General features: G+C 41.5%; 17 protein-coding genes. 8 read left to right on the forward strand and 9 right to left on the reverse strand.

Features of this window, described 5'->3' with window-relative positions; genetic code table 11:
- Positions 1-17 precede the first annotated feature (17 nt).
- A complete protein-coding gene (locus BLQ81_RS10650) occupies positions 18-1,652 on the forward strand; it encodes a carboxylesterase/lipase family protein (RefSeq protein ID WP_092729942.1) in 1,635 nt (544 codons plus the stop codon).
- A gap of 178 nt (positions 1,653-1,830) precedes the next feature.
- Here the strand turns inward: BLQ81_RS10650 and BLQ81_RS10655 are convergent, their stop codons facing one another.
- From BLQ81_RS10655 to BLQ81_RS10670, 4 genes are all read right to left on the reverse strand, one after another.
- A complete protein-coding gene (locus BLQ81_RS10655; RefSeq protein WP_139183613.1) occupies positions 1,831-2,208 on the reverse strand; it encodes a hypothetical protein in 378 nt (125 codons plus the stop codon).
- A 51-nt stretch (positions 2,209-2,259) separates the two neighbouring features.
- Positions 2,260-3,951: an amidohydrolase gene (locus tag BLQ81_RS10660; RefSeq protein WP_092729944.1), complete on the reverse strand. Its 1,692-nt coding sequence runs from the start codon at positions 3,949-3,951 to the stop codon at positions 2,260-2,262.
- Between the two features lie 73 nt (positions 3,952-4,024).
- Positions 4,025-4,297: a DUF4242 domain-containing protein gene (locus BLQ81_RS10665; protein WP_092729945.1), complete on the reverse strand. Its 273-nt coding sequence runs from the start codon at positions 4,295-4,297 to the stop codon at positions 4,025-4,027.
- Positions 4,298-4,433: 136 nt separating this feature from the next.
- Entirely contained in the window at positions 4,434-4,880 is a 447-nt protein-coding gene (locus tag BLQ81_RS10670) for a nuclear transport factor 2 family protein (RefSeq protein WP_092729946.1), read from the reverse strand.
- A 259-nt stretch (positions 4,881-5,139) separates the two neighbouring features.
- Here BLQ81_RS10670 and BLQ81_RS10675 point away from each other — a divergent pair, with 259 nt between their 5' ends.
- On the forward strand, positions 5,140-5,712 hold the full coding sequence (locus tag BLQ81_RS10675; RefSeq protein ID WP_092729947.1) for a hypothetical protein: 573 nt from the start codon (positions 5,140-5,142) through the stop codon (positions 5,710-5,712).
- A gap of 82 nt (positions 5,713-5,794) precedes the next feature.
- Here the strand turns inward: BLQ81_RS10675 and BLQ81_RS10680 are convergent, their stop codons facing one another.
- The 3 genes from BLQ81_RS10680 to BLQ81_RS10690 form a co-directional block, all read right to left on the reverse strand.
- Positions 5,795-6,118 (reverse strand): 2Fe-2S iron-sulfur cluster-binding protein, encoded by a 324-nt coding sequence (locus BLQ81_RS10680; RefSeq protein ID WP_092729948.1) that lies wholly within the window; start codon positions 6,116-6,118, stop codon positions 5,795-5,797.
- Positions 6,119-6,132: 14 nt separating this feature from the next.
- Entirely contained in the window at positions 6,133-7,149 is a 1,017-nt protein-coding gene (locus BLQ81_RS10685) for an NAD(P)/FAD-dependent oxidoreductase (RefSeq protein ID WP_092729949.1), read from the reverse strand.
- A 69-nt stretch (positions 7,150-7,218) separates the two neighbouring features.
- Complete coding sequence (locus BLQ81_RS10690) at positions 7,219-7,668, reverse strand: MarR family winged helix-turn-helix transcriptional regulator (RefSeq protein ID WP_092729950.1); 450 nt, start codon at positions 7,666-7,668, stop codon at positions 7,219-7,221.
- A gap of 215 nt (positions 7,669-7,883) precedes the next feature.
- On the opposite strand from BLQ81_RS10690, the gene BLQ81_RS10695 reads away from it, so the two are divergent.
- Positions 7,884-8,150, forward strand: a complete 267-nt coding sequence (locus BLQ81_RS10695) for a hypothetical protein (protein WP_092729951.1) — start codon at positions 7,884-7,886, stop codon at positions 8,148-8,150.
- Between the two features lie 386 nt (positions 8,151-8,536).
- Complete coding sequence (gene hisS, locus BLQ81_RS10700) at positions 8,537-9,898, forward strand: histidine--tRNA ligase (protein ID WP_092729952.1); 1,362 nt, start codon at positions 8,537-8,539, stop codon at positions 9,896-9,898.
- Here the strand turns inward: hisS and BLQ81_RS10705 are convergent.
- Positions 9,895-10,176 (reverse strand): hypothetical protein, encoded by a 282-nt coding sequence (locus BLQ81_RS10705; protein ID WP_092730011.1) that lies wholly within the window; start codon positions 10,174-10,176, stop codon positions 9,895-9,897. The two genes, hisS and BLQ81_RS10705, sit on opposite strands and share 4 nt — an antisense overlap.
- A gap of 192 nt (positions 10,177-10,368) precedes the next feature.
- On the opposite strand from BLQ81_RS10705, the gene BLQ81_RS10710 reads away from it, so the two are divergent.
- Positions 10,369-10,704 (forward strand): YbaB/EbfC family nucleoid-associated protein, encoded by a 336-nt coding sequence (locus BLQ81_RS10710; RefSeq protein ID WP_092729953.1) that lies wholly within the window; start codon positions 10,369-10,371, stop codon positions 10,702-10,704.
- 157 nt (positions 10,705-10,861) lie between these two features.
- Positions 10,862-11,863: a glycosyltransferase family 2 protein gene (locus tag BLQ81_RS10715; RefSeq protein WP_092729954.1), complete on the forward strand. Its 1,002-nt coding sequence runs from the start codon at positions 10,862-10,864 to the stop codon at positions 11,861-11,863.
- On the opposite strand, the gene BLQ81_RS10720 is transcribed toward BLQ81_RS10715, so the two are convergent.
- Positions 11,860-12,078, reverse strand: coding sequence for a PspC domain-containing protein (locus BLQ81_RS10720; protein ID WP_092729955.1), 219 nt, complete (start codon positions 12,076-12,078; stop codon positions 11,860-11,862). The genes BLQ81_RS10715 and BLQ81_RS10720 overlap by 4 nt on opposite strands.
- Before the next feature lie 269 nt (positions 12,079-12,347).
- On the opposite strand from BLQ81_RS10720, the gene BLQ81_RS10725 reads away from it, so the two are divergent.
- On the forward strand, positions 12,348-13,919 hold the full coding sequence (locus tag BLQ81_RS10725) for a tetratricopeptide repeat protein (protein ID WP_139183614.1): 1,572 nt from the start codon (positions 12,348-12,350) through the stop codon (positions 13,917-13,919).
- A gap of 471 nt (positions 13,920-14,390) precedes the next feature.
- A complete protein-coding gene (locus tag BLQ81_RS10730) occupies positions 14,391-17,672 on the forward strand; it encodes a SusC/RagA family TonB-linked outer membrane protein (protein WP_092729957.1) in 3,282 nt (1,093 codons plus the stop codon).
- Positions 17,673-17,712: the final 40 nt, after the last annotated feature.

Below are 17,712 nucleotides of genomic sequence, written 5' to 3' on the forward strand. Positions count from 1 at the left end.
CAATAACGCATCATTTTATGAAATTGACGATAGCCTGTTGTGCGATTTTCTTTTTTGGTTTTCTTTCTGTCTACGCTCAAAGTAATAATTTCATGCCTGTCCAGATTATACTGAAAAATGGAATTATCGAAGGCAATTACGACGTGACCAATGGAATTTCGGCTTATTTCGGGATTCCTTTTGCCAAGCCTCCAGTAGGAGAACTCCGCTGGAAGGCTCCAATGCCGGCAGACAAATGGATAGGGGTCAAGGAAACCAAGAAATTTAGTGCTAGACCTGTTCAAGGGCTGGTTTTTGGGGATATGAACTCTTTTTCTGACGGAGTTTCTGAGGATTGCCTTTATTTAAATGTCTGGACACCAGCCAAGCGAAATTCTAAGGATTTACCTGTTTTGGTGTATTTCTACGGTGGGGGTTTTGTGGCGGGAGACGCTTCCGAACCGCGATATAACGGGGAATCCATGGCGAAGGAGGGAGTTGTTGTAGTTACTGTCAATTATCGTTTGGGGATTTTTGGGTTTTTAGCCCATCCTGAACTCAGTGCTGAAACATCTTATAAGGGTTCGGGTAATTATGGCTTGCTTGATCAGACTTTAGCGCTCCAATGGGTGAAAGATAATATTGCCGCTTTCGGAGGTAATCCCAATCAAGTGACCATCGCAGGTGAATCTGCGGGTTCTATTTCAGTCTCCTATCAAATGGCCTCCCCACTTGCAAAAAATCTCATTCATGGGGCAATTGGAGAAAGCGGTGCAGGAATCAATCCAACTTTAGCTCCTGTAGGTCTCTCTGAAGCCGAAAAAACCGGCAAGGAGTTTATCGAATTGGCGGGATATACGACCATCTCGGAATTGAGAAAGTTGTCTGCCAAGGATGTATTTGAAATCTATCAGGAGTCCAAAAGATTCGGTTTTCCTGTAGTGATTGACAATTACTTTTTACCCAAATCTCTTCCTGAAATCTTCAGGGCCGGAGAACAAGCTCAGGTTCCTTTGCTTTTGGGCTGGAATTCGGCTGAGATTCCCGGACAGGCTTTTATGCAGGGTCAACCCTATACTAAACAGGCATTCATTGCCAAAGTTAAGGAAACTTATCCCAGTGATTGGGAGCAAGTTTTGATGCTTCATCCACACGAAACCGCCGAAGAAGTAGAATATGCCGCGACGGATTTAGCCTCTGACCGATTTATATCCTACAGTACTTGGAAGTGGTTTGACTTGCACAGAAACCACAGTCAGCAGCCGGTTTACCGCTATTTGTTCAGTAAGCTTTCACCGCCTTTGGTGGACAAGAGCCTGACAGCAGGTTTGGCAGGGGGGACAGTAAGAAGCGGGAATCCTGCCCCGGCCCCCAGGCAAATCGGTGCCCGCCATGCTGCGGAGATCGAATATGCAATGGGTAATCTGCATTTAGTTAAAGAATTCCAATGGAGTCAGGAGGATTTTAAAGTCTCCAATACGATGTTTAACTATTTTACTAAATTTGTGAAAAGTGGTAATCCAAATGGGGGGGAGCTTCCTGCTTGGTCCGCTGCTAAATCAGGAGAATCTAATCCTCCGGTGATGGTCATTGATACCGAATCCAAAGAAATCAAAGCGAAAAATGATATACGGTATCAGTACCACGATCAATTTTACAAAAACGGTAACTGACAGGTGTTGCCCATCCTATTAGCAGATTTAAACTTAACACCAATTTCTGTTAATGTTAAAAGGCCGGAATACCGGCCTTTTTTAATTTAAAAATCAACTGCCTGTCTTTGGCAGGTAAGGAGAATAGATGGATTCTGGGATTCCCCTGAACTTCAGGCCTGCTGTAGGTATTTTAATTTTAATTTCCGATAAACACCGGCTTTCCATTTTCACACACAATTCCCCGGGGTTCAACTACCACGGCACAATCAGATGGAATGTTGTTTTTTTTATTATACTCCGCCTGAAGTTCCGTGTATTGTGTTACCAAACCCAAAAATCGGGATTCGACACTTTGATGGTATGCGATGTAACGTGTAGGCCCACCACAGGCTTTACTCCCCATTGGGGTGAGCTTCCATTCTGCAGAATTCGTGCATGAAACAGATTCTGACAGGGCTACAATTTCATTGTATAGTTCTTGGATTTCTTCAAGTTCATAGGTTTTGGATTTATCATCAAAAAGCTCGCATGAACTCAAGAAAGAAACAGCAATTAAAATCACAAGTCTTTTCATAGTCATTGGGTTTTTTCCTTTAATACGATGGAGAGAAAGAAAATGATACAGCTATTTCCTTTCGAATATCACTTTCCCATCGATAATTGTTGTTGTCACCTTTACTTCATGGATTTTCATCGGGTCTATAATAAAAAGATCTTCGGATAAAACAATCAAGTCAGCCAAGTAACCTTCTTTGATCAGACCTTTTCGGTCTTCTTCAAATGAAGAAAAGGCACCTAGGGAGGTATAGGCTTTCAAAGCCTCATATATGCTGATTTTTTCTTTAGGAATCCAAGCGATCTCCGGAAAACCGAAAGGATCGCGTCGGTTGACAGCCACATGAATGCCTCGGATGGGATCCAGACTTATGCATGCAGGCCAGTCAGAACTAAAAACGAGTTTTGCGCCACTGGTCAAAATCGAATTCCAAGCAAAGGACCAAGGTATCCTCTCCTCACCGATTGCTTTAGACCAGACACCCACCGTGGCAGGGTCTGCATGAATGGGTTGCATACTGGCTACTATCCCTGATGCTGCAAATCGCAGAATATCATCCGGAGATAAGGTTTCGATGTGCTCAATGCGATGCCTTCTTTCCCGGAAGGAATTCTCATGTACTGCCTTTTCATAGGCGGAAAAGACCTCTCTCACTCCCCGGTCTCCGATGGCATGCGTGTAAAGACGGAAGCCTTTGGCATCTAATTCCTTAACCAAGTTCTGATACTTTACAGAGGAAATGTTGAGCATGCCAAGGGCTAGTTCGTCATCGGGTAATAGGTCGGAATAGTGGTCGAGCATCGCTGCGGTGTGTGACTCGATCACTCCATCGATCATAAACTTGATGGCATCGGCACGTATCCATGGATTTTCAGCACCAAGACTATCTTTTAGAAAATTAAATCGTGTCAGTTCCTCAGCTGTAGATTTTTCTCCCACCGAAAAAGCGGCAGCATAGCGGATATACAGTTCTCCCTTTTTCATCAAATCAAGATATAGCTTCAATTCCTCTTCACTTCCGCTGGCATTCTGAATGCTGGTGATTCCAAGGGAAGCCGCGAGTTCCATCCCCTTTTTGAGGGCATTCATTTTGTCATCGTAGCTGGGTCCTGGCACTAAGTCTCCGACCAATGCCATAGCGCCTTCTTTGAGTGCGCCCGTGGGATTTCCTTTGGAATCTTTTACCACTTCGCCAAAGCCTTCAAAAACTGAGGAAGAAGTGATTCCTGCCAGTTCCAATGCTTTTGGGTTGGCATACGCGCTGTGTCCGTCATAGGCACGGAGGAAAATCGGTTTACCGATATCCAAAGCTTTCATGCTCTGATGATCCGGTAAGCCTGAACTGTAGTAGGTATATTGCCAGCCTCGGCCAGTGATCCAGTCTTTTTCGGGATTTCTTTCAATAAACGCTTCCGTAATGGAAATGACTTGATCCAGAGAAGTGGTTGCTAATAAATCCACTTGGGTTAAACCCAGTGAACCTCCAAGAAAATGAATATGGGCATCGTTAAAGCCGGCAGTGACAAGCTTGCCTTGTAGATCGATAATTTCTGTGTTCGACCCGGCAAGTTCCAAAATCGATTTTGAATCCCCGGTTTTTGAGATGTTGTTTCCTCTAATTGCCACAGCTTCCGCAAAGGTGTCCGGTCCTTCTCCTGTCCAGATTTTGCCGTTGGCAAGGATTAGAGTGGGTGGATCAGTTTGGGATTTGCAATTCCAAAATAAGAGTGGGATTAGCGTAAAAAGGAAAAGGATTCGCATGGACTAAAAGTTGGTATGGTTTTGAATTACTCAAAAAGTATGGGACTCCTACACTTTTTGAGTAAAAATAAAATTATTCAGCCGTGACAGGATCTATCATTGTTTTGACTTCAGCAACGGAATTGGAAGGAAATCCGCCTTGTCTGGCATGTTCTCTTATCATTTTTTCATTTGGGGCAATGTATACGCAGTAAATTTTATCCCCGGTGACATAGCTGTGAAGCCATTGAATCTCCGGACCCATTTTGCTTAGCACACCACAGGAGGTCTGTGATATACCTTTCAATTGCGCAGCGCTGAGATTTCCCGCTCCGGGGATTTCTCGCTCGATGACATACTTTGGCATATTAGAGGGATTTTGGGAATACCTACTCGTCAGGCTTTTCGGTTTCGCCCCGTTTTTTTAAGTGGTTTCTGGTTTCCACTTTATTGGATATCCGAATTTATATAATTAAAAATCAATAAGTTAAAAGTTTATGATTCTAGTTTCCTCCTGTAGGGTTCATATTTCGGATAGCTGTGATTTTCCACTGGTTTTTATGAAAAAGTACTGTAAAACTGCTCCACATGTTTCGCTCGGCCCCGTTGGGACTTTCAATGGTATAGCGGCAGTCTACCAGGGCGATTTTTTCCGATAGAAACTTGATTTTTTCTACTTTAAGCCTACGACTTCCAGGATTGGATTGGGTGCTGCTTTGCATTCCTTTGAGAGACTCTTCTATTCCAATTCTCCATTCTCCGCTTGACACCAATTGATCGATGTCATCTGTCAATATCCTTTTAAGTAAAACGGTATCCTGCGTTTCCCTTGCATGAGAATATTGTTCGATCAATTGTTGGATTTTGACTGCGCCTTCTTTCTGTCCTGTTGTGATTTGGGAGAAAACCAGATTGGGGATAAAAAACAGAAAGAGGAGTAGGGTTTTCATTTTGTTTTATGAATTGAGCGAGAGGTAAGTTAATAAAAGATCAGTGGATGTCTTTGGTGTCGTTTTTCTCCCTTTCCATGTGTTGGAATACAAAAGTGAAAAGAGCTCAGAGGCTTAAATCAATAAACCATTTTTAAATTAGTTATAAAAATAAGATCTCCTCTTGGATAAGAAGTCGTTTTTAGTATTCAAAAAAAGGAACGGTAAGTTTAACCAAGGTAAATAGAAAAAATAATCAACTTAATACTTATATTTAGCTATGAGAAAAATTGCATCATTTTATGTTCTTACCCTTATTTTCCTGATTGGTTGTCAGGAAGAAGAAAAACCTGATGGTCCTTATGGTGTATATGTCGTAGAATCCATAACTACAGCTATTCCGGTAGATTTCACAAATTCAGGTGAGCAAACCACCGAGCACATACCTAAATTTTCATGGTGTGGTACAGGGAGATTTTCTATTGAATGGCGACTGAATAAGCAAACTCCTGTTATGGATTTTAAAACGTTTACATTTTTGGATCGGGTGGATAAAATTACAAATGAGGTGGAAATTATCAGGGGATGTGGATTTAACCGGAGAATTGTAGCGCTCAAAGAAAATGGTGAGCTGGAATTGAATTTTTTCGGAGATATGGGAATTTGGTCAAATAACCCAAAGCAAATTGATTTTAAATTTGAGATTAGGAGATTAGAATATTTTCCAGACGATAAATCCATTCGGATGGTGACTTATCAGCAGTTGTATGACTTTTTTTTAGAAGAATATATTGAAACTGAAATGACCTATTTGTTTGCCTATGAGGGGCCATTTATTGTTTTTTCAAATTAGACAAATTAAAAAACCACTCGACTCCGAATGGTTTCAATCTCAAATTCTTGTGCTGAGCGAAGTAGAAGCATCAAATTTCAAATCAAACTACATCTTCCCCTCTCAACCTCAGCACTGCACCATCGAGAATATCTTCGATGCGTATTTGGCAAGCGAGTCGGGAAGTAGGGAAGTATTCCGGTAGGTTTTCCAGCTGATCCAATTCTATGTCAGTCGCGTGACCAAGTCCATCTTTTCCTTCCAATATTTCCACATGGCAGGTAGCGCAAAGGGCCATTCCGCCACAAGTCGCCAAAACGGGGTATTCAGATGCCTTCAGGATTTCCATCAGGCTGAAACCCATGTCGTCCGGGGCTTCGATGTCTTGACGATTGCCGTCTTGGTCTTCTACAGTAAATTTGATCATGGCGGGGGGTGGGGTTAGAATGCGTTGACGCCGTTTACGGTGGTATATTTGAAGCTCAATTTTTGATCCGGATACACGTATTTAAATGCTGAGTGCATCATGATTGCGGCTTCATGGAATCCGCATAGAATCAGCTTCAACTTACCCGGGTAGGTATTGATGTCGCCAATGGCATAGATCCGCTCTACTCCTGTGGAATAGTCACGGGTATCGACTTCAATTGCGTTTTTGTCAATACTGAGTCCCCAATCAGCAATTGGTCCCAGCTTTGGACTCAATCCGAACAATGGAATCAGGTAATCTGCTTCCAGAGTCATGTCCTGCTTCCATTTGTCCTCAAGGATTACTTTTTCAAGTTTTCCGTTTCCGTTCACTTCTTTCAGATTGGCGGAAAGTATCAGGTCGATTTTACCCCGGTTTGCTAGGTCAAACACCTTGGCGGCAGAATCCGGAGTACCACGGAAAGTCTCATTTCTATGTACCAGTGTAACACGTTTTGCCACCTTAGCTAAGTAGATTGACCAATCCAAAGCGGAATCCCCCCCTCCTGCAATGACCACATTTTTGTCACGGAATGTTTCGGGATTTTTCACCATATAAGTAATCCCTTTTCCCTCATAGGTTTCCAGATTGGTGAGGACTGGCTTTCTTGGCTCGAAACAACCCAATCCTCCGGCGATGATGATGACTTGGGCATGCACATGAGTTTTGTCACTTGTGGTTACCACAAAACTCCCGTCCGCCTGTCTATCGATGTGATCCACACGCTCACCGAGGGTGAAGGTGGGCTGGAATGGCTTGGCCTGTTCCATCAGATTGTCCACCAGATCCTGTGCTTTTACCTCTGGATATCCCGGGATATCATAAATCGGCTTTTGGGGGTAGATCTCCGATAGCTGACCTCCCACTTGTGGCAAGGCATCGATCAGGTGGCAACGCATCTTGAGCAATCCTGCTTCAAAAACAGCAAAAAGCCCCACAGGGCCAGCTCCTATGATACAGAGGTCGGTATGGATTGTGTTTGTATTCATGGCTTTTTGGGTTTAACCCATGTAAATTCCAAAATGTTCGTACAAATATAATTAGTACACTAAATACTTTTATTCCTCGCCAATCTGGCAATCCAAATTTTGATAAATGGTATCAAGAATTCGTTTAAACTCCTCAAAATCTCTGGTGGTAAGGTTTTCCCAAGCCTTTTCTCGAATTTCGAGGATTTTAGGTTTGAGTGCCGAGACCTTAGCTGATCCAGACTCAGTGAGTAGAAGTTGAAAGCTCCTCCGGTCTTGAGGATGTGGAACGCGTTCTACATATCCTTTTTTACAAAGAAGGTCAATGATACGTGTGAGGGTAGGATGATCTTTGAATACCAGATTAGCCAATTCCGTTTGGCTCAACAGTTCGTTTTCAGAAAGGTTTTTCAATACTAACCATTGATCCACAGTGACGTCAAATTCCCCTGTTTTGAACTGATGCTGGGCATATTGCTTTACCTTACGAGCCGTACGGTCGAGCAGGAAAGAGTATTTCGCGAAAAGTTCTTGTGTCATACCAATAGTTAGTATGACAAATATAAAAATTATTCTTTCAAAAATGATTAAAGTCTATAAAAACTATAGGGTAAAAAATTTATGATGGGGATAAATGAAAACCATTCTGGAATTTAAGCTGTTTAAAAGAAATTATTCCATGTATTTTTGATGTGCTTAACACACCTGATTTGACTCTTTTCCCCAAGAGTCATTGCTTGATTAACTAAACTCACATGAATTGGAACTCAGTCATAGATAAGGCGCTTGAGGTCTTGAGAACATCAGATCGGGGGTATGTATTGATGGATATGTACAATAACATCCTCAGTCCCGAAGAGGCTGCTTTCAAAAAAATTAAAGTCACACCGTACAATGCACTAAAGTTTATTCATACCCAATTCTCCTCCATGGGATTGGATATTTCTGACAAAAATGTGAGAATCAAGTTGATTGCCTTGCTGGAAGAATTTGAACGGCTACAAAAAGAAAGAATCAAATAGATGCTTTGAAGCAGGAAACTTTTATCGAAAAAAAGGCGACCACTGGCCGCCTTCATATCTTTTAAAAGACTGTCAATTACTTAGCAAAAGAAGCTTTTAGAGCCTCAACGTCTACGTTTTTGATTACAGGCTTCGCACACAACTGCTTGATTTTGATCACGCGAGCGGTCTGACCTTGTCTTTTTCTTTTAAGTTTTCTTTTGAGTGTAGTTACAGCCATGGACGTATATTTTTAATATTTTTGATTCAAAACGAAGCGCAAAAGTAAGGAAACAATTCTTTTCTGCCTACAAATCTTCTTATTTTATTCCATAGTAAATTAATCAATCGGGCAGTCCTTTACTGATTTTTAAATAAATTTGACGACCAATCACCTGAATTCACTCATGCAAAAACCGAGTTTGCCAAAAGGAACCCGAGATTTTGGACCATTGCAGATGGCCCGTAGAACCTTCATTTTGGACACCATAAGGGATACCTTCCAATTATTTGGCTACCAGCAAATCGAGACTCCGGCCATGGAAAATCTCAATACGCTGACCGGTAAATATGGTGATGAGGGAGATCAGTTACTCTTCAAAATCCTGAACAGTGGTGATCTTTTGAAAGATGTAACTACAGCTGATTTAGACAAGGGACCCGGAGCAGTTTTGAATAAAGTTTCGGAAAAAGGACTTAGATACGATCTGACGGTTCCTTTTGCAAGATATGTGGTGATGAATAGAAATGAGTTGACATTCCCTTTCAAGCGCTATCAAATTCAGCCAGTCTGGAGAGCAGATCGTCCTCAGAAAGGCCGTTACCGCGAATTTTATCAGTGCGACGCTGATGTGGTGGGAACAGACAGCTTGGTGTGTGAAGCAGAGATCGTCTTGATGATACGTCGTGTTTTTGAAAATCTGGGGCTCAGGGAATATAGTATCAAAATCAACAACCGGAAAATTCTGACCGGTATAGCTGAAGCCATCGGTGAGGTAGGAAAAGAAGGGCCGCTCTGTGTGGCTATTGATAAATTGGATAAGATTGGCTGGGAAAAAGTAAAGGAAGAACTCTTACAACGAGGTTTCGGACAAAAATCAATCGAAAGTTTAGCCCCTTTGGTTTCCCTGGAAAGTGATATGAAGCGTAAGCTGAATTTTTTGAAACTCTTTCTGAAAAACTCAGAAGTAGGATTGAAAGGGGTGGAGGAATTGGAAGGGGCCTTCGGGATTCTCTCTCAAATGGGAGAAAATCTGGATCATATTGACTTTGATATCATGCTTGCCCGGGGTCTCTCTTATTACACGGGAGCAATTTTTGAGGTGAAAGTTCACCATGTTTCCATAGGATCTGTGAGTGGTGGAGGGAGATATGATAATCTGACCGGAGTATTTGGACTTCCGGGTGTTTCAGGCGTGGGTTTCTCCTTTGGGGTGGATCGATTGTATGATGTGTTGGATGAGTTGAAGGCATTCCCAAAAGAGAGTCATACCAGTACCCGAATACTGTTGACCTATTTTGACCAGAAGGGTTTTGAATATGCTTTGGGTTTGCTCAGTCAATTCCGTAACGCAGGGATTAAGACTGAGATTTACCCCAATCAAACGAAAATTCAAAAGCAGTTTGAATTTGCCAATAAAAAAGAAATTCCATTTGTGGGAATTTGCGGTGAAGAGGAACTTAAAGCAGGAATAATCTCCGTAAAAAATATGGTTACAGGGGATCAGCAAAGGTTGGATATTTCTAAAGCTATAGTTTTACTGTCCTAATCGACCTGAAGAATGGATCGGATAGGAAGAAAAACACCTCCTTTCAATGACACAAAACTATTTCCAACAGCCCAAACTGTTGTTTCAACCATGTAAATCTGCTGATCCGCAGCTTCAAATGTGATTTTGACTTTAGTGTGAAGTAAATTTCCCAAGGTTTGAGATCTGTAGAGGTCTGCCATTCGTTTTTTCTGCCCATTAGGATCAGGAATTACTTCGGCTATTGAAAAACTCAAGTTTGAAATATTTTCTTTCTCGATGGTGAGTATGGTTTTCATGACTTTGTCCGGGTTAGTCACTTATTTGTACTTGATAAGTATTATAAAAGTTACCCAAGAAATCTAAATGAATTTGAAAAACAATGAGTAATAGTTTTTGAAATAGCGTTAGTTAACTTGTGGAGTCAAATCTGGCATAAAGAATAGTCAATTATTGAATTGTAAATCCATTAAAAATAAAATTGAAAAGATATGTTTGATATCATGGGAATGATGGGCAAAGTAAAGGAAGCCCAAGCGAAGATTAAAGAAACTCAGGCGCGGCTGGTGCATTTGACTGCCGAGGGAGAAGCCGGTGCAGGGATGGTCAAAGTTCTGGTCAATGGGGACCGAAAAGTGATGAAAATCGAGATGGATGAATCCCTAGTGACACCAAATGACAAAGAAATGCTGAGCGATTTGATCGTAGCAGCGACCAATAAAGCCATGGAGGCGATAGATGTGAAGATCAAAGCTGAAATGAAAGTGGCTACCGAGGGAATGATCCCCAACATACCCGGAATGGACTTGGGCAGCATGTTCGGATGAAAGGCCCATTAGAAAACGTCCTCACATAGGAGCATAATTAACCGGGACTTTCCACCTATCTGGCCGGTAGGTATGACCAACCAATTAAAAAAAAACACAAATCCATTTAACTCGAGCCTGCCTGGGCTAATAGCCATTGTTAAGTAAATTTGATCCTATGAATAAGGCAGCAATAGTCATTCTGAATTTCAACGGCAAAGATGTTTTATCCACCTTTTTACCTTCAGTGGTCACCCACAGTTCCTATGATATTTGGATCATTGATAATGCCAGCACTGATGATTCAGTCGAGCTTTTCACAGCCAATTATCCTCAAATCAATCTTATTTCGCTGGGTTCCAACTTTGGCTATGCCGGGGGGTACAATTGGGGATTAGAGGAGCTTCGGGGAAAATATGAATTTTTCATTTTATTAAATTCAGATGTTGAAGTCACCGCGGCATGGGATCGGGATTTGGTTGACTGCTTGGATGGCAAACCGGAATACGCGGCTCTTCAGCCGAAAATCCTTTCCTGGCAAGACCGAAAAATGTTTGATTATGCAGGGGCAGGTGGTGGGTATTTGGATGAACTGGGCTACCCTTATTGTCGAGGGAGGATATGGAATACGCTCGAGTCTGACCATGGGCAATACAATGATGAGGTGCAGGTGGATTGGGCTTCAGGCGCCTGTCTGGTAATTCGCGCAGCCGATTTTTTTATGCAGGAGGGTTTTGATGCGCATTTTTTTGCCCACATGGAGGAGATTGATTTGTGTTGGAGACTGAGGCGGTCGGGAAAAAAAATCGGGTATTTAGGTGCGGTCACTGTTTTTCATCAGGGTGGTGCGACTTTAGACCGGTCCAGTCCAAAAAAGCTTTACCTCAATATCCGAAACAACCTCAGTATGATTTATAAAAATGTGAATCCACTCCGTTTTTTTGGAATAATTGTAGCTAAGAGCATCATGGAAATGGCTGCGGCAGTGGGATATTTGATGTCAGGCAAAAAAGAGCATGCCTTGGGAGTATTTCGGGGATATAGGGACTTTTTTTCAGGAATTGAAAATTTAGAAAGACCCCTAAAAAAGCCCGAGGTAGACAGTTCAACCTCAGGCCCTGTTAAGTTTATCTTTTGGAATTATCTGGTTTTGAGAAAACGGGTATTTACTCAACTTTAATCAAAAAGCACCGGATTGTTCATTTTGCGGAAATACTTTCGGATTTTCATCATCATTGCCATGCTCACGTAAAGGATAATTGGAGATCCCATCGTTACAAATGAAGAATAAATAAAGAATAGCCGGATGCTATCGATCGGAAAATTGAGTTTTTCTCCAAGTCTTGAGCAAACCCCAAAGGCATGCTCTTCGAAGAATATTTTCAGTTTTTCCATATATTAATCTGTTTATAGTGTAAAAATAAGATAAAATGATTTTGAATTTTATAAATCAACTCACTCTCAAAATGTTTAGGGTTTTGACAGTTTTGTTTTTGCTTTCAACTCATTGTTTATCTGCGGGTTCAATAATAATGCCCGAAAATAAATTTTTAAAAGACATTCAACTCGTACCTGCGAAACTTAAACTTGAAGGGGACTCAATCCGCTTTACAGTCAAAGGTTCAATACCAATTGAATCGGTGCTGTCACCAAATAATCCAAGATTGAGTCTCTCATTTAAAGCAGATCAAAACTATGTAGATCTTGGAGAAATTAATTTAAAGAGGAATGTCGCTAATTATTCCTATGAAAGTAAGTTTTCCTTAAAGTACGAACCTTGGATGTCAGGTGCTACATTGGAAATATTTTTTTTCCAGGGGAAAAGGGAAAGTAAATCTCCTTTCGAAAAGAAAGTACTGGCAAAAGGGGTAATAGCCCCACAGCTGATGGTCAAACTTGGAGCCGTCTATCCTGATGAGCCAATTCCTTCGGTTGGACTGTTTATTCCCACAGGAATTGAAAGAGGAGTTACGCAAAAAGAGGAGTTCACTTTTGTTTATGAATTGGGGTCTTCAGCTTTCAAATTAAGTGTGGCAAATCAGGAGACACTTCGGAAAATCGATGCTTTTTTGGAAAACAATCCCAGCATTCAGGAATTTAAAATTACCGGAATACAATCTCCAGAACCTGCGGAAGGAAAAAACAGCGGCTTGGGTGCTAATCGTGCTGAATCCGCAAAAAAGGCACTTATAACGAGATTTCAGACCTTATCGGATTCTCAAATCAGAATAGATTCCCGTCGTAATGATTGGTTTGATCTCAGGCTACTATTAGGGGATTACAAGGGAATATCAACAAATCGTAAAGAGGAACTCTATACGATCTTGACCAATCAGGAGACGTATCTTGAGCAAACCGATCGATTAAAAAAAGTTCCAGGATTTTCCCAAATTGTACAGGATCTGTATCCAAAACTCCGGGTTGCCAAAATTGAAATCTCCGCTACCTCCAGAACAGGCCTCGATATGCGACAGTCAATCAAACTGAAGGAGTCACTTTTGAGCTCAGATGGCACAAATTCATTATCCTTTGCGGAATGGTCCTTGGCTGCTGAAGCGAGTCAAAGTCTAGAAGAAAAGGCAGTCATCTATTCTAAGATGACGGAATTTTTTCGCTCAGCCTTACCCTATAACAATTTGGCTGTAGTCCGAATGCGGCAAGCCCAACGCACCCTTGATCAGGAATCCAAAGAAGTTCTTTGGGAAGAAGCGCTCAGACTCCTCCAACAGGCTATACGAATTGAACCAAATCCTTATATCCTTCATAATCAAGGACAGATTTTGGCACTTGAGGGAAAATACTGGGATTCTTATCTGAAATTATCCGAAGCTGCATCCTTGACAAAAAATCCCGATTTTCTTCAACAGAATGAGGCCTTGAGAGGAGCATTGGATATTCTAAGAGGTGATTATAAACTTGCAACACTTAGATTTGACTTCAAGTTTTCAGACCCGAAAGACTATTTCAACAAGGGGCTTGCTTATTTTATGATCGATGACTTTGCAAAAGCATCCACTGCTTTCGAAGAATCAGTTATGCATGGAAGAGTATTTGGATATGGGTATTATGGACTTGCTATGATAGCTGCTGCCAGCGGACAACAAGAAGTGGCTATGATTCATCTTAAAAAGGCTATCGAAGCAAATAAACAGTTGGCTAATTTGGCATTTCAAGATCCGTCCTTTGAAGAACTTCGTAATAGCAAAGATTTTTTTTCCGGAAGTACTCAAAATTGAATTCTCTGATTTTTCTAATTTTTGATTATTCAGGTCTTTTTTTGAGAATTTCTCAAATTAATGCGGTTTATTTTGATTTTTTTCATTTAGACTTCCTTTTTCAGGGATTTTTCTTTGTTATACATGGTTTAAATAAAGCTGGTGTTGAAAATTTCAAAATTTAATTTACTCAGGTGGGTTTGAAATTTGTTTTAGATTATTTAACATTGAGGCATTAGAATTAACAATTAAACCTAAAATTCAAGCCTATGATCTATTTTACTTAGCATTTTTCCTTCTCTCAATCTGCATCAGTCGATGCATTCAAACCTAGAGGTTTCTATTAAGCAGGTCTTTTGACCACGGTAAATCGCAATAAAATCTTGAAAATCAAGCTCTTTCTATTGTCGTTATTTTGAGGATAATCGCAAACGATTGCATAATCAATTAACAAACAAGTTTTTGAGATTAATCTTGTTACCCAATCTATCTATGTTTATGAAAAAAGTTTACAAAATTCTAAGTGTGTGCCTAACGCTCTTAGTCCTATCCGCCAGTGCTGCCTTTGCGCAAAAGACTGTGACGGGTACGGTTCTGGACGAGTATGGTTTAGGCCTTCCGGGTGTTTCGGTCCTGGTTAAGGGAACTACCACAGGTACGGCAACTGACATTGACGGGAAATTCTCCCTCAGCGTCCCAAGTGACCAGTCGACACTGGTTTTTTCTTTTATTGGATACACTGCCCTTGAACAGGTGGTGGGATCTCGAAGCGTCATCAATATTTCGATGAAGCCGGATGAAAGAACACTAACTGAAATGGTTGTAACCGGTTACTCTATCGATGCAAGAAGAGAAACAACCGGTGCGATTTCCACAGTAAATCCGAAAGATTTGACTGTTATCCCTACTGGTAATATTGAGCAGACTCTTCAGGGTCGTGTGGCCGGGGTAACGGTAATTACAAACGGTCAGCCTGGTACTACTTCAATCATCCGTGTTCGTGGATTTGGTGCCTTTGGTGGTAACGAGCCACTGTACATCGTGGATGGAGTTCCTACAGGATCCACTGACTTCTTGAATCCTGATGATATCGAGTCTACTACTGTATTGAAAGATGCAGCTGCTGCCTCTATCTATGGTGCTCGTGCTGCCAACGGTGTAATTGTTTACACCACCAAAAGAGGCGCAAGAAACAAGAAATTGAGAGTTGACTACAATGGTATGTTTGGAGTCACTGACCCAGGAACAGGATTGGATATGATGAATCCTCAGGATTATGCAGACTACACGTGGTTGGCAGAACGAAATACTGCCCAACTTCAAAACAGAGCCCCATCATATGGGCATCCTCAGTTAGGTACAGGTACTACGCCTGTAATGCCTTACTATTTGAGCATGATTACCAGAAACCCAACTACGGGTGCTTTTGGAGTCGCTTCAGGTCAGCCAGGCCCACTTACGGCGGCTCAAATTGAGCAGCAGAGAGAATGGTACAATATTGATCCCACTAGAGGTACTGTAAGGCAGCTCACTAGAGCAGCCACAGGAGAAGGAACAGATTGGTATGCTGCTCTAACAAGACCGGCAGTTTTACAGCGTCATTCTTTGGGCTTTAATGGAGGATCTGCAACGTCCAGATTCTTTATTGGTCTTGGTATTCAGGAGCAAGAAGGAATTATGATCGGTAACGATTTTAAAAGATATTCTTTGAGAGCAAATTCCGAATTTGATGTAACAAAAAGAATAAGAGTTGGTCAAAACTTCCAAGCGACATACCGTCAGGTCTTAGGTCAGCAAGGTGGTGCAGGTGGACGGGGTGTTTCGGATGATGAAAATGACATTCTTCAGGCATTCCGTATGCCATCAATCATACCGGTTTATGACGAGTTTGGCGGATATGCAGGTACAGCCTCCAGAGGTTTTAACAACCCAAGAAACCCAGTTGCAAGTAGAGACGGCCAATTAAATAATAGAAATTTCAATGCCAATGCATTTGGTAACGTCTATGGAGAGTGGGATATTATTGATGATTTGACGTTCAGAACTTCAATCGGTGGTCAGTATAACAACAACTATTTCTGGAATTTTACCCGACTACAATATGAGAACTCTGAAAACAACTCAGCCTTTGGATATGGTGAAGGAGGAGGGTTCGTATTTGGTTGGACTTTCACCAATACAGTTTCATATAAGAAGAAGATTGGCAAGCATGACTTCAATGTTTTGGCAGGTCAGGAAGCTTTGAATAGTGGTGCAGGAAGAGGTATGGATGCTGTTGGACAGAATCCCTTCTCTACAGATCCTGATTTTATTACCATTTCAAATTTGCCTGTAGGCACTCGTATTGTTAACTCATTCCAATTTAAGGGTGTAAACTTCAACTCTTATTTTGGTCAGTTGCGCTACACTTACAATGACAAATACATCGTAAGCGCGGTTTTAAGACGTGACGGATCTTCAAGATTCGGGTCAAACTCACGATATGGAGTGTTTCCTGCATTCTCCGCAGCTTGGAGAATATCGTCTGAGCCCTTCCTTCAGGGAGCGACCTGGATTGATGATTTGAAAATCAGAGGTGGATACGGTGAAATGGGTAATTCCAATAATGTGAACCCTGACAACCAATTCAACCTTTTTGGTGGTAGTATAGGTGCTTCTTCCTATGATATTACAGGTTCTAACTCTGGTGCGCTAATTGGTTTCAGAAGATCCAGAATCGGTAACCCAAATGCTCAGTGGGAAACTGCCGTGACTCAAAACATCGGTTTTGACGGTACCTTCTTCAATGGTCGTTTGGATGTTATCTTTGACTGGTGGAGAAAGGATACCAAGGACTTGTTGTTTACAGTTCCAATTCCTTTGACTGCCGGATCAAATGCTGCACCTCCAGCTGTGAATATTGGTGAAATGCTCAATAGAGGTCTGGATCTCATGGTAAGTACCAAAGGTAATTTAACAGGTGATTTGACCTATGAATTGGTTTTCACTGGTTCAACATTGAAGAATGAGATCGTTTCTCTTGCACCGGGATTGAACTTCATTACCTCAGTTAACCCTAGTTACAGAGGTATCCAGCCAATCCGAAATGCAGTAGGTCAGCCTCTTTCTTCGTTCTTTGGATTTAATGTTCAAGGGTTATTCAGAGATCAGGAAGATGTAAATTCCCATGCAGTTCAGGACGGAAAAGCTCCAGGTCGATTCAAGTTTGAAGATGTGGATGGTGATGGCAGAATTACGCCGAACGATCGTGTATTCCTTGGAAATCCAGTGCCGGATTTTACCGGTGGTATGAACTTTACCATTGGGTTCAAAGGATTTGATCTATCTGCCTACTTGTACACTTCAATTGGTAACGAAATCTGGAATCAGTCTAAGTGGTTTACAGATTTCTTCCAAACTTTCGAAGGAGCAGCTATTTCTAACAGATTGAAAGAAGCTTGGACACCTCAAAATTTGGATGCCACTATTCCTATTGTAGAAAGAGTGTCTAACTTCTCTACCTCAAACGTTGCCAACTCATTTTACGTTGAAGATGGTTCATTTTTGAGATTACAGAACTTGACACTTGGTTACTCTGCACCAGCAAGTGTGCTTACTAAGTTGAAAATGGAAAGAGCCAGAGTTTTTGCCTCAGTTAACAATTTGTTAACGATTACTGGATATAGTGGATTGGATCCTGCGGTTGGTGGTGATGCTGACTTGACATTTGGTGTCGATGTAGGAAATTACCCGGTTACACGTGGTTGGACCTTTGGTTTAAACCTTAGCTTCTAATCCAAACAACTTAAAATGAATCGAGTTATAGAAACTATAA

The organism is Algoriphagus alkaliphilus (assembly GCF_900103735.1).
Taxonomy (GTDB): Bacteria; Bacteroidota; Bacteroidia; order Cytophagales; family Cyclobacteriaceae; genus Algoriphagus; species Algoriphagus alkaliphilus.

Excerpts from the sequence above, each read along its gene's own strand:
- BLQ81_RS10650 (WP_092729942.1), top strand. The coding sequence starts at position 18 with ATGAAATTGACGATAGCCTGTTGTGCGATTTTCTTTTTTGGTTTTCTT.
- BLQ81_RS10655 (WP_139183613.1), bottom strand. The coding sequence starts at position 2,208 with ATGAAAAGACTTGTGATTTTAATTGCTGTTTCTTTCTTGAGTTCATGC.
- BLQ81_RS10660 (WP_092729944.1), bottom strand. The coding sequence starts at position 3,951 with ATGCGAATCCTTTTCCTTTTTACGCTAATCCCACTCTTATTTTGGAAT.
- BLQ81_RS10665 (WP_092729945.1), bottom strand. The coding sequence starts at position 4,297 with ATGCCAAAGTATGTCATCGAGCGAGAAATCCCCGGAGCGGGAAATCTC.
- BLQ81_RS10670 (WP_092729946.1), bottom strand. The coding sequence starts at position 4,880 with ATGAAAACCCTACTCCTCTTTCTGTTTTTTATCCCCAATCTGGTTTTC.
- BLQ81_RS10675 (WP_092729947.1), top strand. The coding sequence starts at position 5,140 with ATGAGAAAAATTGCATCATTTTATGTTCTTACCCTTATTTTCCTGATT.
- BLQ81_RS10680 (WP_092729948.1), bottom strand. The coding sequence starts at position 6,118 with ATGATCAAATTTACTGTAGAAGACCAAGACGGCAATCGTCAAGACATC.
- BLQ81_RS10685 (WP_092729949.1), bottom strand. The coding sequence starts at position 7,149 with ATGAATACAAACACAATCCATACCGACCTCTGTATCATAGGAGCTGGC.
- BLQ81_RS10690 (WP_092729950.1), bottom strand. The coding sequence starts at position 7,668 with ATGACACAAGAACTTTTCGCGAAATACTCTTTCCTGCTCGACCGTACG.
- BLQ81_RS10695 (WP_092729951.1), top strand. The coding sequence starts at position 7,884 with ATGAATTGGAACTCAGTCATAGATAAGGCGCTTGAGGTCTTGAGAACA.
- hisS (WP_092729952.1), top strand. The coding sequence starts at position 8,537 with ATGCAAAAACCGAGTTTGCCAAAAGGAACCCGAGATTTTGGACCATTG.
- BLQ81_RS10705 (WP_092730011.1), bottom strand. The coding sequence starts at position 10,176 with ATGAAAACCATACTCACCATCGAGAAAGAAAATATTTCAAACTTGAGT.
- BLQ81_RS10710 (WP_092729953.1), top strand. The coding sequence starts at position 10,369 with ATGTTTGATATCATGGGAATGATGGGCAAAGTAAAGGAAGCCCAAGCG.
- BLQ81_RS10715 (WP_092729954.1), top strand. The coding sequence starts at position 10,862 with ATGAATAAGGCAGCAATAGTCATTCTGAATTTCAACGGCAAAGATGTT.
- BLQ81_RS10720 (WP_092729955.1), bottom strand. The coding sequence starts at position 12,078 with ATGGAAAAACTGAAAATATTCTTCGAAGAGCATGCCTTTGGGGTTTGC.
- BLQ81_RS10730 (WP_092729957.1), top strand. The coding sequence starts at position 14,391 with ATGTTTATGAAAAAAGTTTACAAAATTCTAAGTGTGTGCCTAACGCTC.